Genomic DNA, 15,311 nt, shown 5'->3' on the forward strand with positions numbered 1-15,311 from the left:
ATCCCTTCGTAGGTTAATGCCAAAGTATAACTATGCGCGGCGCCGGAATAGTCAGGCAAGGGCCGCAAGCCCTTGCCTGGCCGGATGGATGGCTTATTCCTGATTCTCGCCACGCTCGCGGGCAATGGCGCGGTAGCCAATGTCCTTACGGTAGAAGCAGCCTTCCCAGTCGATTTTAGCCGCCAGTTTGTAAGCTTGCTGTTGAGCTGCATCGACGCTGGTGCCCATGGCGGTAGCGCACAGTACCCGACCCCCGGCGGTCACCACTTGACCGTCCTTGAGCGCAGTGCCGGCATGGAAGACTTTGCCTTCCAGTGTCGCCGCTGCATCCAGGCCGTTGATGGCAACGCCTTTGGCATAGTCACCCGGGTAACCGCCAGCGGCCAATACAATACCGACGCTCGGACGTGGATCCCATTGTGCTTCGACCTTGTCCAGGGCTTGTGCCAGCGCCGCTTCGACCAGCAACACCAGGCTCGACTGCAAGCGCAGCATCACCGGTTGGGTCTCAGGATCGCCGAAACGGCAGTTGAACTCGATAACTTTTGGGTTGCCAGCCTTGTCGATCATCAGGCCAGCATAGAGGAAGCCGGTGTAGACGTTCCCTTCCTCGGCCATGCCGCGCACGGTCGGCCAGATCACCAGGTCCATGACGCGCTGGTGCACGTCAGCGGTCACGACCGGGGCAGGGGAGTAGGCACCCATGCCGCCAGTGTTCGGACCTGTGTCACCGTCGCCGACGCGTTTGTGGTCCTGGCTGGTGGCCATCGGCAATACGTTCTTGCCGTCGACCATGACAATGAAGCTGGCTTCTTCGCCGTCCAGGAACTCTTCGATCACCACGCGCGAACCGGCATCGCCGAATGCGTTGCCCGCGAGCATGTCGCGTACCGCGTCTTCGGCTTCGCCCAGGGTCATGGCCACGATCACGCCTTTACCCGCGGCCAGGCCATCGGCCTTGATCACGATCGGTGCGCCTTTTTCACGCAGATAAGCCAGGGCTGGCTCGATCTCGGTGAAGTTCTGATAGTCGGCGGTCGGGATCTTGTGGCGCGCCAGGAAGTCTTTGGTAAAGGCTTTCGAACCTTCCAGTTGCGCCGCGCCCGCGGTCGGGCCGAAGCAATCCAGGCCACGGGAGCGGAACAGATCGACAACACCGGCTACCAGCGGCACTTCCGGGCCGACGATGGTCAGGGAAACGTTCTTCTCGGCAAAGTCAGCCAGTTGCTCCAGGGCCAGTACGTCGATGGCGACGTTCTCGCACTTGGCTTCAATGGCGGTGCCGGCGTTGCCCGGGGCAACGAAAACTTTTTGCACGCGCGGATCCTGAGCCACTTTCCAGGCCAGGGCGTGTTCACGGCCACCGCTGCCAATGATCAAAACGTTCAAAGAGAGACTCCTTCGGAGAAAGCTGCAAGCTACAAGCAGCAAGCAAGAGCGAATGTTTGGCTCTCAGTTACAGCTTATGGCTCTGAATTAATAAGGCTGCAGCTGCAAGAAGGAGCGACACCAGTCTGCTCTTTCTTGCAGCTTGCAGCTTGAGGCTTGTAGCTGCCGTGTATCAGTGACGGAAGTGGCGCATGCCAGTAAAGACCATGGCGATGCCCGCTTCATCAGCAGCAGCAATCACTTCGTTATCACGCATCGAGCCGCCCGGCTGGATCACCGCAGTGATGCCGACCTTGGCCGCATTGTCCAGACCATCGCGGAACGGGAAAAAGGCGTCGGAGGCCATCACCGAGCCTGCTACCTGCAACCCGGCGTGCTCAGCCTTGATCGCGGCGATACGAGCAGAGTTCACGCGGCTCATCTGGCCGGCACCGACACCGATGGTCTGACGGTTCTTGGCGTAGACGATGGCGTTGGATTTAACGTACTTGGCAACTTTCCAGGCGAAGATCAGGTCATTGATTTCCTGTTCGCTCGGTGCGCGCTTGGTCACCACTTTCAGGTCTTCGCTGCCGATCATGCCAATGTCGCGACTCTGCACCAGCAACCCGCCGTTGACGCGTTTGTAGTCCCAGGCCGGTGCGCGATCGGCCGACCACTCGCCACAGGCCAGCAAACGTACGTTGGCTTTTGCCGCGACGATAGCGCGAGCTTCGTCACTGACGGACGGGGCGATGATCACTTCGACGAACTGACGCTCGACGATGGCTTTGGCGGTTTCTGCATCCAGTTCGCGGTTGAACGCGATAATGCCGCCGAACGCCGATTCAGTGTCGGTGGCGTAGGCCAGTTCGTAGGCCTGACGGATACCGCCTTCAGCGTCCGGGCTCACGGCCACGCCGCACGGGTTGGCGTGCTTGACGATCACGCAGGCCGGTTTGACGAAGCTCTTCACGCATTCCAGCGCGGCGTCGGTGTCGGCCACGTTGTTGAACGACAGCTCTTTGCCTTGCAGTTGGGTTGCAGTAGCGATGCCCACTTCGGCTGGCTTGGCTTCAACGTAGAACGCCGCGCTCTGGTGCGGGTTCTCGCCGTAGCGCATTTCCTGGGCCTTGATGAACTGGCTGTTGAAGGTGCGCGGGAATTCGCTGCGACCTTCAGTGGAGAGGGTTTCAGCCGCCTGGTTCACGGTGCCCATGTAGTTGGCGATCATGCCGTCATAGGCGGCGGTGTGTTCGAAGGCCTTGAGCATCAGGTCGAAACGCTGAGCGTAGGTCAGGCCGCCGGCCTTGAGGTTTTCCAGGACGTTGGCGTAATCGCTGGCATTCACCACAATGGCCACGTCTTTGTGGTTCTTGGCTGCCGAACGGACCATGGTCGGGCCGCCGATGTCGATGTTTTCGATGGCGGTCGGCAGGTCGCAGCCTGGCTTGTTGATGGTGGCTTCGAACGGGTACAGGTTGACCGCAACCAGGTCGATCGGCTTGATGCCGTGCTCATTCATGATGGCGTCGTCGATACCGCGACGACCGAGGATCCCGCCGTGGATTTTCGGGTGCAGGGTTTTAACCCGCCCGTCCATCATTTCTGCGAAACCGGTGTAATCCGCGACTTCCACTGCGGCAACACCGTTGTCGCGCAGCAGCTTGAACGTTCCACCGGTGGAGAGGATCTCGACGCCCAGGGCTTCAAGCTCCTTGGCGAATTCAAGGATCCCGGTCTTGTCGGAAACGCTGATCAAGGCGCGGCGGATCGGCAGGCGGGTAGTCTGGTCGGTCATTTCAATTTCCATCGAAAGCAAGGGAAGTCAGCAAAAAAGGCGACCGGTTCTACGCGGGCGCCTTTCTGGTTTGATTGAATGCTTACAGCAAATCGTACTGCTTGAGTTTCTTGCGCAGGGTGCCCCGGTTCAGCCCGAGCAGCTCACTGGCCTTGGTCTGGTTGCCCTTGACGTAGTTCATCACGCATTCGAGCAGGGGAGCCTCGACTTCGGAAAGCACCAGGTTATACACATCCGTGACGGCAGCGCCCTCAAGGTGGGCGAAATAATTGTGCAGCGCCTTCTCGACACTCCCGCGAAGGGTCTGACCTTCTTCGCTCGGCGTATTGAGGTGCTGTTTCAAATTCACGTTGTCGCTCACGGGTGTTGTTCCACTCACTAAAGTCTCGGTCATCATCGTCATGCGGCCACCCCTTCTCCGTCCCCTGTCAGGCTCTTGTAACGTTCGGCGAAAAAGCCCCGAACGTAGGCGCATTGTGCTTCCGTATCTTCCAAACGATTGAAGTGGGCGCGGAACTCCCTGGCGCCCGGCAAGGTTGCGAGATACCAGCCCACATGCTTGCGAGCTATGCGCACGCCCATGACGTCGCCATAGAAGGCATGCAGCGCAGCCAGATGCTCAAGCAGAATACGTTCCACCTCGATCAGTTCCGGTGCCGGGAGTTTTTCGCCGGTACGCAGATAATGATCGATCTCACGAAAAATCCATGGCTGCCCCTGGGCAGCCCGACCTACCAACAGGCCATCGGCACCGGTCGCGTCGAGCACGTACCGGGCCTTCTCGGGCGAATCGATATCGCCATTGGCGAAGACCGGAATCGACACCGCCTGCTTGATCGCGGCAATGGTGTCGTACTCGGCTTCCCCGGTATACAGATCGGCACGGGTGCGGCCGTGTACCGCCAACGCCGTGATGCCTGCCTGTTCGGCGATCTTCGCCACGGTCAGGCCATTCTTGTTCGCCCGGTCCCAGCCGGTGCGGATCTTCAGGGTAACCGGCACATCGACCGCGGCCACGACGGCCTGCAGGATCTCGGTCACCAATGCTTCATCTTTCAACAGGGCGGAACCGGCGGCCTTGTTGCAGACCTTTTTCGCCGGACAGCCCATGTTGATATCAATAATCTGCGCGCCCAGTTCGACATTGGCCCGGGCCGCATCCGCCAGCATCTGCGCATCGCCACCGGCGATCTGTACCGAGCGGGGCTCGGGATCACCTTCGTGGATCATGCGCATCCGCGATTTGCGGGTATTCCACAAGCTCATGTCGCTGGTGACCATTTCCGAGACTACAAGGCCGGCGCCCAGTCGCTTGCACAGCTGACGAAAGGGCTGATCGGTGACACCCGCCATAGGGGCGAGAATCAAGCCGTTGTGCAATGTATATGGACCGATGCGTACCGCCGACATAGGACTTCCCTGTTGTGGGGCCGGATCATGAGAGTTCGAAAAAGGGTTGGCATGATACCCGCTCTCGATGACTGGATAAAGGCTGAATTGAACAAAATCTGAACAGTAATTTTGTTATTGCCAGCGGTTTGGTAGCGCAAGCAAAGCCGGAAAACGGCTGCCAGGCTGTAACACTCGAGCGTTTTACTCAGGGGAATGGAAGCTCAGGCTGTAATTCACCGCTTTGGCGCCTGGATCAAGAATATCCAGCGCGATGTGGATTGGCGTTTGCGGCGGCATCTCCGCCATCCCTTCGAGATCACCGCTGAGGTACTCGCCAGGTTTGAAGCGACGGCTGGCGATCAGGTGGCCGTTGAGGTCGGCAAAGCGCAGCTCCAGCAGCGGGAAGGGTTGTGAGAAGGGCGCGCGATTGTAGATGATCGCGTCGACCACCAGTGCGCCAGTGAAGTCCGGGTGGCTGCGGACCACCAGGTTGCTGCTTTTGACTTTTGCGATGTCGACTTTGGACGGCACGGTGCAGCCGATGTGCGGGCACAGTTGCTGGAACCATGGACGGTACTGGTCCTGGCGTGCCAGTTCGTCGAAATGATAAGCGACGTATTGGCCGGCGAGGCCAGCGGCGCCGAGCAAAATCAGCAGCAGCCAGAAAAAGCGCCGGCCCCAGGGAGAGCGACGTTTTTGCCAATCCAGTTGCAACGGATCGTCGGTCAGATCCTCCAATACTTCCGCGCGCAACGCCGGTTCGCTGCGTTCACGTCGCTTGCGCAGGGGTTCGGCAGAGGGCCGGTCATTGTCGACTTCATCGGCAGTCGCCGACAGGCTGGCAAAGGGGATCGGGGCGTCGAGCGGGTCGTGCAGGCGCAGCTGCTGGATCTCGGGTTCGTCGTCCGGATACGTGGGCTCCAGCGACAGTGAAGGTTCGGTGCGCGAATGTTTGCTTGGTTCGATCGCAGGTTCTGGCGTGGGCGCGTCGGCGGTTTTTGCGCGGTCGGCGGCCGACTCACTGAAGAGACTGTCGGACCAGGGCACTTGGTCATGCTCGGTGGTATCGCGGCGAGCGCTGAGGCTGTCTTCGCGCGGCCGAGTGAATTCCATGGTTGGCTGGATTTCCCGCTGTTCGAGCCGGGCGAGCTCTTCGTCCAGATCCAGGCTGTCCAGATCCATTTCTGCAGCGGTCCATTGCTTTTGGCTGATGGCGCGCTGCACGGGCGGTTCGGTGGGCGTCGGTGCAACCGGTTTGACCGTTTCCTTGCCGGCCCGTTGCTCGAGTAACTGCCTGGCGGCGTTGAACACCTGCAAACACGAGCCGCAACGAACTACTCCACGGGCCACGCTCAACTGAGCATGGCTGACGCGGAAGCTGGTTTGGCAATGCGGGCACTGGGTGACGAAGCTATCGGTCATGCGGAAATCCGGTTTATGCAGGCGCTCATTCTAGCGCCGACGGCCAGTAATGCGTACCCAGCCGTCGCGATTGGCAATCGGATCCAGATCGAAGTCCTGAGCGTACGCGGCGGCGACTTCTTCACCTTGTTCGGCGAGGATGCCCGACAGTGCCAAACGACCGCCCGGCTTGACCAGGCTGGACAGTTGCGGAGCCAGCGAAACCAGCGGGCCGGCCAGAATGTTGGCGACCAGCACGTCGGCCTGAACCTGGGGCAGGTCTTGCGGCAGATACAACGCGAAGAGTTCGTCGGCAATGTTGTTGCGCCCGGCATTGTCGCGTGAGGCTTCCAGCGCCTGCACATCGATGTCGGTGCCGACGGCTTGCTTGGCGCCCAGCAACAGGGCGGCAATCGCCAGAATCCCCGAGCCGCAACCGAAGTCGAGCACGTTGCAACCTTTCAGGTCCTGACCGTCGAGCCATTCCAGGCACAGCGCGGTGGTCGGGTGAGTGCCGGTGCCGAACGCCAGGCCCGGGTCCAGCAGCAAGTTCACTGCGTCGGGTTCCGGCGCGGCATGCCAGCTCGGGACGATCCACAGGCGCTGACCGAAGCGCATCGGCTGGAAACCGTCCATCCAGCTGCGTTCCCAGTCCTGGTCTTCGATCACTTCGCTGTGGTGTTCGGGCAGCGGACTGCCAGTCAGCAGCTCAAGATGGGCCAGCACCGGACCAGGCTCGGTGCCACCTTCGAACAAGGCCAGCAAGTGAGTGTGCGACCACAACGGCGTGGTATTGAGTTCCGGTTCGAAAATCGGCTGATCTTCGGCGTCCATGAAGGTCACCGACACGGCGCCCACTTCAAGGAAAGCGTCTTCGTAGGTTTCGGCTTGTTCTGGGCTGATGGCGAGACGGACTTGCAGCCAAGGCATGGCGGGCACCTTTGAAAAAATATGGATTGCAGCCTGGCGGGTTGCCAGAAACGCGCAAGTTTACGCGAGCGCGAGGCAGAAGACGACAAGACCGATATATGCGTGCTCTTCGTAGGCGCGAGGCTTGCCCGCGAAGAACGATGACGCGGTAAGTCTGAAACACCGTGGCGCCTGGTTCGCGGGCAAGCCTCGTTCCTACAAAGAGCGCAGAAACAACAAAGCCGCTCGAAAGCGGCTTTGTTGGTATGGATCACAGCTTAGTGCTTTTCGCCAGCCAGCTTGTGTTCCAGGTAGTGGATGTTGACTCCGCCTTCGCAGAAGCCAGCATCGCGGACCAGGTCACGGTGCAGCGGGATGTTGGTCTTGATCCCGTCGACCACGATTTCGTCCAGCGCATTGCGCATGCGCGCCATGGCTTCGTCACGGGTGGCGCCGTAGGTGATCAGCTTGCCGATCAACGAATCGTAGTTCGGCGGAACGGCATAGCCACTGTACAGGTGCGAATCGACGCGAACGCCGTTGCCGCCTGGCGCGTGGAAATGCTTGACCGTGCCTGGGCTAGGCATGAAGGTTTTCGGGTCTTCGGCGTTGATCCGGCATTCCAGCGCGTGACCGCGGATAACGACGTCATCCTGGGTATACGACAGCTTGTTGCCAGCGGCGATGCTGAGCATCTCCTTGACGATGTCGATGCCGGTGACCATTTCCGATACCGGGTGTTCTACCTGGACACGAGTGTTCATCTCGATGAAGTAGAAGTGGCCGTTCTCGTACAGGAACTCGAACGTGCCGGCGCCACGGTAGCCGATGTCGATGCAAGCCTTGACGCAGCGAGCGAGGACTTCAGCGCGTGCTTTCTCGTCGATGCCCGGTGCCGGCGCTTCTTCGAGAACCTTCTGGTGGCGACGTTGCAGCGAGCAATCGCGGTCGCCCAGATGGATAGCGTGGCCCTGGCCGTCGGAAAGAACTTGAACTTCCACGTGGCGTGGGTTGGTCAGGAATTTTTCCAGGTAGACCATCGGGTTGCCGAACGCTGCGCCCGCTTCGGAGCGGGTCAGTTTCGCCGAGGAGATCAGGTCTTCCTCTTTGTACACCACGCGCATGCCGCGACCACCACCGCCGCCAGCGGCTTTGATGATCACCGGATAACCGACTTCGCGGCCGATGCCCAGAGCGGTTTCTTCGTCTTCCGGCAACGGGCCGTCGGAACCCGGAACGGTTGGAACGCCGGCGGCGATCATGGCGTGCTTGGCCGATACCTTGTCGCCCATCAGGCGAATGGTCTCGGCTTTCGGGCCAATGAACGCGAAGCCGGAATTCTCGACCTGTTCGGCAAAGTCGGCGTTTTCCGCTAGAAAGCCGTAGCCTGGGTGGATAGCGGTAGCGCCAGTCACTTCAGCGGCGGCGATGATGGCCGGAATGTGCAGGTAAGAGTGCGCGGCCGAGGCCGGGCCGATGCAGACGGATTCGTCTGCCAGGCCCAGGTGCATCAGCTCTTTGTCGGCCTTGGAGTAAACGGCAACAGTCTTGATGCCCATCTCTTTGCAGGCACGCAGGATCCGCAGGGCGATCTCACCGCGGTTGGCGATCAGAACTTTTTCCAACTTCGCAGTCATCAAAGTTTCTCCGCGGTTCAAACGATGGTGAACAGCGGTTGGTCGTACTCAACCGGCTGGCCGTCTTCGACGAGGATGGATTCGATCACACCGCTGGCTTCAGCTTCGATGTGGTTCATCATCTTCATGGCTTCGACGATGCACAGGGTGTCGCCTTTCTTCACGGTCTGGCCGACTTCAACGAAGGACGGCGAGGACGGCGAGGATTTGCGATAGAAAGTACCGACCATCGGCGAGCGCGCAACGTTGCCGTTCAGCGCAGGCGCAGCCGGGGCTGCAGGAGCAGCGGCGGCAACCGGAGCGGCAGCGACAGGTGCTGGCGCTGGCGCCGGTGCCGGAGCATGCATAGGAGCGGGAGCGTAGTACTGCTGAGCCGGCGTCTTGCTGTGACGGCTGATGCGTACGGACTCTTCGCCTTCCTTGATCTCGAGTTCGTCGATACCGGACTCTTCCAGCAACTCGATCAGTTTCTTAACTTTACGGATATCCATGAATCATCAACTCCCAAGGGTCGGTCAGGGGGCGTTTAACGCTTGTTGTTCAAGCTGTTGCCTGTGTTTCAAGCTGCTCTAGGGCGGCCTCCAGGGCCAGTCGATAACCGCTGGCGCCAAGGCCGCAGATCACTCCCACCGCAACGTCGGAGAAGTAAGAGTGATGGCGGAAAGGTTCGCGTTTGTGCACGTTAGATAAATGCACTTCGATGAATGGGATGCTCACTGCCAGCAGCGCGTCACGTAATGCGACACTTGTATGCGTAAAAGCTGCTGGATTGATCAGGATGAAGTCCACACCTTCGCTGCGGGCAGCGTGGATGCGATCGATCAATTCGTACTCGGCGTTGCTTTGCAGATAGAGCAAATGGTGGCCGGCATTGCGTGCCCGCTGTTCCAGATCCTGATTGATCTGCGCCAGTGTCGTTGCACCGTAGACGCCCGGTTCCCGAGTGCCGAGCAGGTTCAGGTTGGGGCCGTGTAACACCAATAAGGTCGCCATCTGCCGCTCCTTTGTCATCTGTGTGCAATTGTCAGAACCCGGCGACTATGCCGCAAAGCCTTTGTGACTGTCCAGTTCTATGCAATAGCCAGCACGATGGCCGATGTTTACGCGAAATATATGACCGGGCAATTAAATCTGGTCATTTGCTTTCGCAACACGTTCGGCGAAGTTTTTCGCGCTGATTTCGCCAATCACCCGCACATCGACACGTTCGACGCCGTCCTTGCCGAAAAACATCAGCGCCGGAGGACCGAATAGTTGGTAGCGGTCGAGCAGGGCGCGTTGTTCGGCGTTGCTGGCAGTGATGTCGAAACGAATCAATCGATAACCTTTGAGGCGTTTGACGACATTGGCATCGGTGAGCACTTCGTGTTCGATGACTTTGCAGCTGATGCACCAGTCGGCGTACCAATCGAGCAGCAGCGGTGTGCCATCGGCTTTGGCTTCGGCCAGAACGCGGTCCAGTTCGGCTGGCGTGGTGATGGTTTGCCAGTTGCCGGCGATGGGTGGTTGACCGTTGCTGGCGACATTGCGCGGTTGGCCAATGGGGTTGAACGGATCGGTCTGGCCACTGAAGGCGCCGTACCAGCAAGCCAGGGCATAAAACAGCAAGAACATCCCCAGCAATTGCCCCAGGCGTTTTCTGGGCGGTTTATAGACGAATTCCAGTGCGCCCATAAACAACCCGACGCCACCGGCGAGCAAGCCGATCAACAGCAAGGTGATCTGGCCCGGCAGTACCCGGCTGAGCAAGGCAATCGCCAGCCCGAGCAACAGCACCCCAATCGCATTTTTCACGTAGATCAGCCATGGCCCGCTTCTCGGCAGCCAGGCCGCGCCGCCGGTTGCTACCAGCAACAGCGGTGCACCCATGCCCAGGCCGAGCATGAACAATTTCAAGCCGCCGCCCAGCGCATCGCCGCTGGCGCTGATGTATAGCAGCGCGCCGGCCAGCGGTGCCGATACACACGGCGAAACCAGCAGGCTCGACACCACGCCCAGCCCGGCCGCGCCCCACAATGAGCCGCCTTCGGTACGTCCGGCGATCCGGTCCAGGCGGCTGCTGATGGCATGGGGGAGCTTCAGTTCGAATACACCAAACATGGCCAGGGCAAATACAACGAAAAACATCGCGAACGGCACCAGCACCCAAGCCGACTGCAAGCGCGCCTGAAGATTGAGCTGTGCGCCGAACATTCCCATCAAGGCGCCGAGCAGGGCGAAACAGAGGGCCATCGGCAATACGTAAGCCAGCGACAGGTTGAAGCCGCGTAACCCGCCAACCTGTCCGCGCAGGACCACCCCGGAGAGGATCGGCAGCATCGGCAGCACGCAGGGGGTGAAGGTCAGGCCCACTCCTGCAAGAAAAAACAGCGCCAGTTCGCGCCAGCTCCAGGCTGTGGTCGCGGCACCGTCGCCATCAATACTCAGGCGTTCGGTCTCAGGCGGATAACACAGGCCTTTGTCGGCACAGCCCTGATAGGTCACGACCAGCGTAAAGGCGCGTGAGTCGGTGCGTGGCAGTTCTACATCGAGAATGCCGTGGTAAACCTCGACATCGCCGAAGAACTCATCGTGCTTTTGTTCGCCTTTGGGCAATTGCGCCGCGCCCAGGCCAATGTCGGCCGGGTCGGCGCGAAACTGGAAGCGATGGCGGTAGAGGTAGTAACCCTCGGTAGCGACGAAACGCAGTTTGATCGATTGCGGCGTACTTTCTACCAGGCTCAACTTGAACGCTTCGCGCACCGGCAGGAAGTCGGCGCTGTTGTTGACTGAACCCAGGGTGGAACTGGGCCGACTGTCCAGCAACCCGGCGGCGGAGGCCGGCAGGGCGAGTACTAAAAACAGCAGGCAAAGCAAACGGCGCATGACAATCTCGCGTATCGAAAGTGTGGGCATGATAGCGGACGTCGGAAGGGTATGCAGGAAGCATGATCGTTCCCGCGCTCTGCGTGGGAATGCAGCCCGGGACGCTCTGCGTCCCAACAGTGGACGCAGAGCGTCCATTGAGGCGTTCCCACGCAGAGCGTGGGAACGATCATTGGGAAGAGAAACTGTCAGACGCGAAAGGCCTGAACGGCTGTATGCAATCGCCCGCCCAGCACCAACAAATTCTCCCCTTGTTCACGCCCCTCGCCGATGCGCAGCAGATTATCCCCACCCAATTGGTGAATCCGCTCACTGTGATCGCGTATTTCGCTGACAGCGCCGCTCTGTTGGGCGGTGACATCGGCGATGCGCACGGCGGTGTCGGCAATGGTCTGGATTGCCCCGACGATTTTATCCAGTGCCCCGTCGGCTGCCTGGGCCTGATTGGCCGTGGCTTCGGCGTGTTCGACCTGGGCACGCATGCCATCGACCGATTGCCGCGCGGCGGTTTGCAGGCCGGCGATCAATGTCTGGATCTCGGCCGTCGCCCCGGCGGTGCGTTGCGCCAGTGAGCGAACTTCCTCGGCCACCACTGCAAACCCCCGGCCCATTTCTCCGGCACGGGCCGCTTCGATGGCGGCGTTCAGGGCCAGCAGATTGGTCTGGTCGGCAATCGAGCGGATCACCGTCAGTACACCGCCGATGGTCGCTGACTCCTCGGCCAGATGCTCGATCATTTGTGCGTTGCCTTGCACTTCACCCACCAACGCATGCAGGCCGGTGAGGCTCAGTCCGATCACTTTCTGCCCGTGTTCCACCGCAAGTCCGGCATGGCGGCTGGCATCGGCGGCCTGGCTGGCGTCACCGGCGACTTGTTGAATCGTCGCTTCAAGCTCACCCAAAGAGTCGCGGATCAACGCGGTGTCGCCGGCCTGATGCTCGGCGCCACTGTGCAGGTCATTGCTTAATTCGGCCAACGTTCGGCTGCTGCCGGCGACTTGCTCGGCATTGAGGCGAATGGTGCCGACCAGGTCGACCAGATAGGCGCGCAAGCGATTGAGCGAGGCTTGAATGTCATGCAGCTCGCGGTTGGTCGCGCCCAGTTGAATGTCGCGGCTGAAGTCACCTTCGGCCCAGGTCGACAGCGCCGGGGCAAGGTTGGTCAGGGTTCGGGCCAGGCGTCGCTGCAAGGTATCGATGAGCAATGCGATCAGCAGAATCAGCCCGATCATCACCCCTTGCATCAGCCGCACTTCGCTCTGGATCTGCCCGTGCTGGGCGCGCACCACCGGTTCCAGTCCGGCGATGGACTGCTGCACGGCGGTGATTTTCACGTGCGTCGCAGCGCTGAGGTCGGCGCGTTTCTGGATCTGTTCGCGGGTGCGCGCCAGTTCCGAAGGGTAGCGGCTGAGCAGGCTGTTGAGTTCCCGCTTAAGGCCGACGCCAACCTCTTCGGCGACGGTTTTCTCAGTGTTGTCCAACCCCATCATCGCGGCGAAATCATCGGTATTCGATTCGGTGCTGGCGGTCACGCCAAGTAGCGGTAAAGCGTCCAGTTGCGCGGCTTGAGTGCGGATGTTAGCGACTTCCCGCTCGACATCGGCGGCCAGTTCGCTACGACCACTGCTGACCAGTTTGTCCCGGGCCAGTGACAATTTACCCAAGTGCTGGGAAGCGACGAGCAAAGGCGTCAGATAGGACGCGTTGCCACTGGCGTATTGGCTGAGTTGATCGAGGCTGGCGCTGAGTTCGCGTTCGGCCTGCAGCAGCAGTGCTTGCGGGTCGCCGGCGAGTTTGCCGGCGGCCAGCAGGTCGGTTTTGCCGAATTCAGCCAGATTCGACAGGCTGGGGCGCAAGGTATCGGCCAATGCCGGTGGCAACTCAGCGAGTTCCGCTTGCAAGGCGTCGATGGCCTGGCTGGCGCTGCTCAGGCGCAGGGCATCGCCGCTGGCCAGGTAATCCTCGACGTTGCGCGCTACTTCATTTTGAAACTGCTGAGAAAGGCCCAGATAACGCTCCATCAACAGATAGGGGCGCTCCAGGGCTTTTTGCGACCACCAGAGCGTGGCGCCAAGGGCCACGCACACGGCGACCAGAAGGAGGGTATTGAGGTTGGTCAACAGCTTCAAGCGCATCATGGTCTACCAACGGCAGAATGGTAAGTGCCTGAAGTTATTGCGTTTCTATTACAGAGTTATGACCGAATGGGTCGATTCCGATGAAAAAGTGGCACTTTGCTCTCGCGCGGCTTGTACCCGGTTACGTCCCTCGTTCTTCGCGCGGTACAGCGCCTCGTCGGCCTGGCTGGCCATCAGCAGACTGTCAGAATTTTCGCGCAATTCGACGACGCCGGCACTGAACGTGCACCACAGATCCTGCGGCTGAGCGGGGTAGTGAATTTCGGCAAAGCGCTGACGGATTTCATCGAGCACCTTGCAGGCCGATTCGATATCAGTGTCCGGCATGACGATGGCGAACTCTTCGCCGCCATAACGGCCAATGAAGTCGGTCTTGCGCAACCGCTGCTTGAGGAACAGCGCCAGGCTCTTGATCACTCGGTCGCCCATGGGATGGCCGTGACTGTCGTTGACCCGTTTGAAGTGGTCGATGTCGAGCATCGCAAAGCTCAGCGGCTTGCTTTCGCGGCGGGCGCGGAATGAACAGTCTTCGAGCAATTGCAGAATGTGAGTGTGGTTATACAAACCGGTCAGGCTGTCGCGCACCATCCGCGCTTTCAGATTGCGCGCCCGCGCCGCGCGGTTGCGCACGGTGGTGATCAGGTGTCGTGGTTTGATCGGTTTGGTCAGAAAGTCGTCGCCGCCTTCGCTCATGGCGTCGAGTTGTTTGTCCAGATCGTCTTCGGCCGACAGATAAATGATCGGCACGCTGACATAGCGGTCGTTATGGCGGATCACCTTGGCCAGTTCGGTACCGGTGCAGGCCGGCATGTACATGTCGAGGATGATCAGGTCCGGCTGGAAATCCGCCAGTTCGGCCATGGCCTGGATCGGTTCGATCAAGGTCCGCGTCACGATCCCGGCACTGTTGAGCAAGCGCTCGGTGTGCAAGGCCTGGGCGCGGGAGTCATCGATGATCAGCACTTTATAGGGTTCGTACTGGGCGACGCAGGTCAGGACTTCGATTTTTTCCAGCAGGCTCGAGGCTTCGAGCGTGCCGGTGAGAAATTCCTGGCCTCCGGCACGCACGGCGGCGAGGCGGGTCGGGGTATCGGTTTCGTGCAGGCTGAAAAACAACAGCGGCAAGGGCTGATCAAGACCTTCCTGGGCTTCGGCCGCCAGTTTCAGGCCGATGCCGGCGCCGCTGAAGTCGACGTCCATGACAATCGCCGCCGGCAAGCGTTCGACCATCGAGGAGCGGAACGCGGCGACACTGTCGAGGGATTGGGCACTCAGCCCGAAAAATTCAAGTTGTTTGGCCAGCCGTTCGGCCCGGTCGTGATCTTGCAGCATCACGTAGATCGGCTTGCGCAGTGGCGGCAGGAAGGTTTGTTCGAGCTGATCGCCATGACGCAGGCCGGTGCGGGACAGGCGCTGCATCAGACGATTGAGTTCAGTGATCAGTCCGCTGCTCAGGCGTCCGCGATTGGCATCGACCGCTTCCAGCGACTGGCCGATGTGGCGCGCCAGTTGAGTGTGTTCCGGTTGTTCGAAACGTTCGGCAAAACGCAGCAGGCGCAGATTGGCTTCACTCAGCTCCGACAAGTCGGTAGTGGACCATTCGTTGCGCTGCAGGCGTTGCCATATCTCAAGAATCTGACGTGCCTGATGAATTACCCGCTGGGCAAAATGGTGCTTGAGGCGCTCACGGCTGGGGTCTTCTGGCTCGGTCATATCCTGACTACTAGGTAGGGTGCATGCTGAGATCGACTGGTGGCTCTATGCTAGCACCTCTTTTCGATTGCATGAGTGTCGCAGGTC

The 15,311-nt window shown here is 60.1% G+C and carries 12 protein-coding genes; all 12 read right to left on the minus strand.

Annotation, left to right across the window (positions count from 1 at the left end; all coding sequences use genetic code 11):
- Positions 1-93: 93 nt before the first annotated feature.
- The 12 genes from purD to gcbA all read right to left on the minus strand — a co-directional run bounded on the left by purD (position 94) and on the right by gcbA (position 15,224).
- On the minus strand, positions 94-1,389 hold the full coding sequence (purD, locus tag BZL43_RS21060; protein ID WP_095634085.1) for a phosphoribosylamine--glycine ligase: 1,296 nt from the start codon (positions 1,387-1,389) through the stop codon (positions 94-96).
- Positions 1,390-1,561: 172 nt separating this feature from the next.
- Positions 1,562-3,169 (minus strand): bifunctional phosphoribosylaminoimidazolecarboxamide formyltransferase/IMP cyclohydrolase, encoded by a 1,608-nt coding sequence (gene purH / locus BZL43_RS21065; protein ID WP_095634086.1) that lies wholly within the window; start codon positions 3,167-3,169, stop codon positions 1,562-1,564.
- Positions 3,170-3,251: 82 nt separating this feature from the next.
- Positions 3,252-3,572 (minus strand): DNA-binding transcriptional regulator Fis, encoded by a 321-nt coding sequence (fis, locus tag BZL43_RS21070; RefSeq protein WP_007907419.1) that lies wholly within the window; start codon positions 3,570-3,572, stop codon positions 3,252-3,254.
- Positions 3,569-4,579, minus strand: a complete 1,011-nt coding sequence (gene dusB / locus BZL43_RS21075; RefSeq protein WP_095634087.1) for a tRNA dihydrouridine synthase DusB — start codon at positions 4,577-4,579, stop codon at positions 3,569-3,571. Before dusB ends, fis begins: the two co-directional genes overlap by 4 nt.
- Positions 4,580-4,762: 183 nt before the next feature.
- The gene (locus BZL43_RS21080; protein WP_095634088.1) at positions 4,763-5,983 is read right to left on the minus strand and encodes a DUF3426 domain-containing protein; all 1,221 of its coding nucleotides are present in this window, start codon (positions 5,981-5,983) and stop codon (positions 4,763-4,765) included.
- A gap of 30 nt (positions 5,984-6,013) precedes the next feature.
- The gene (gene prmA / locus BZL43_RS21085) at positions 6,014-6,892 is read right to left on the minus strand and encodes a 50S ribosomal protein L11 methyltransferase (RefSeq protein WP_095634089.1); all 879 of its coding nucleotides are present in this window, start codon (positions 6,890-6,892) and stop codon (positions 6,014-6,016) included.
- Between the two features lie 257 nt (positions 6,893-7,149).
- Complete coding sequence (gene accC, locus BZL43_RS21090; RefSeq protein ID WP_095634090.1) at positions 7,150-8,508, minus strand: acetyl-CoA carboxylase biotin carboxylase subunit; 1,359 nt, start codon at positions 8,506-8,508, stop codon at positions 7,150-7,152.
- Positions 8,509-8,525: 17 nt separating this feature from the next.
- Entirely contained in the window at positions 8,526-8,999 is a 474-nt protein-coding gene (gene accB, locus BZL43_RS21095) for an acetyl-CoA carboxylase biotin carboxyl carrier protein (RefSeq protein WP_095634091.1), read from the minus strand.
- Between the two features lie 49 nt (positions 9,000-9,048).
- Positions 9,049-9,501, minus strand: coding sequence for a type II 3-dehydroquinate dehydratase (gene aroQ / locus BZL43_RS21100; protein ID WP_095634092.1), 453 nt, complete (start codon positions 9,499-9,501; stop codon positions 9,049-9,051).
- Positions 9,502-9,633: 132 nt separating this feature from the next.
- Positions 9,634-11,373, minus strand: a complete 1,740-nt coding sequence (locus BZL43_RS21105) for a protein-disulfide reductase DsbD (RefSeq protein ID WP_095634093.1) — start codon at positions 11,371-11,373, stop codon at positions 9,634-9,636.
- A gap of 188 nt (positions 11,374-11,561) precedes the next feature.
- Positions 11,562-13,511, minus strand: coding sequence for a methyl-accepting chemotaxis protein (locus tag BZL43_RS21115; RefSeq protein ID WP_371916223.1), 1,950 nt, complete (start codon positions 13,509-13,511; stop codon positions 11,562-11,564).
- A gap of 48 nt (positions 13,512-13,559) precedes the next feature.
- Positions 13,560-15,224 carry a diguanylate cyclase GcbA gene (gene gcbA / locus BZL43_RS21120; protein WP_095634095.1) on the minus strand — a complete coding sequence of 555 codons (1,665 nt, stop codon included), beginning with the start codon at positions 15,222-15,224 and terminating at the stop codon, positions 13,560-13,562.
- Between the last annotated feature and the right edge of the window lie 87 nt (positions 15,225-15,311).

The organism is Pseudomonas sp. PICF141 (assembly GCF_002286815.1).
GTDB lineage: Bacteria > Pseudomonadota > Gammaproteobacteria > Pseudomonadales > Pseudomonadaceae > Aquipseudomonas.

Bases quoted from the DNA above. Each gene is read 5' to 3' on its own strand.
- purH (WP_095634086.1), bottom strand. From the start codon at position 3,169: ATGACCGACCAGACTACCCGCCTGCCGATCCGCCGCGCCTTGATCAGC.
- fis (WP_007907419.1), bottom strand. From the start codon at position 3,572: ATGACGATGATGACCGAGACTTTAGTGAGTGGAACAACACCCGTGAGC.
- dusB (WP_095634087.1), bottom strand. From the start codon at position 4,579: ATGTCGGCGGTACGCATCGGTCCATATACATTGCACAACGGCTTGATT.
- BZL43_RS21080 (WP_095634088.1), bottom strand. From the start codon at position 5,983: ATGACCGATAGCTTCGTCACCCAGTGCCCGCATTGCCAAACCAGCTTC.
- prmA (WP_095634089.1), bottom strand. From the start codon at position 6,892: ATGCCTTGGCTGCAAGTCCGTCTCGCCATCAGCCCAGAACAAGCCGAA.
- accC (WP_095634090.1), bottom strand. From the start codon at position 8,508: ATGACTGCGAAGTTGGAAAAAGTTCTGATCGCCAACCGCGGTGAGATC.
- accB (WP_095634091.1), bottom strand. From the start codon at position 8,999: ATGGATATCCGTAAAGTTAAGAAACTGATCGAGTTGCTGGAAGAGTCC.
- aroQ (WP_095634092.1), bottom strand. From the start codon at position 9,501: ATGGCGACCTTATTGGTGTTACACGGCCCCAACCTGAACCTGCTCGGC.
- BZL43_RS21105 (WP_095634093.1), bottom strand. From the start codon at position 11,373: ATGCGCCGTTTGCTTTGCCTGCTGTTTTTAGTACTCGCCCTGCCGGCC.
- BZL43_RS21115 (WP_371916223.1), bottom strand. From the start codon at position 13,511: ATGATGCGCTTGAAGCTGTTGACCAACCTCAATACCCTCCTTCTGGTC.
- gcbA (WP_095634095.1), bottom strand. From the start codon at position 15,224: ATGACCGAGCCAGAAGACCCCAGCCGTGAGCGCCTCAAGCACCATTTT.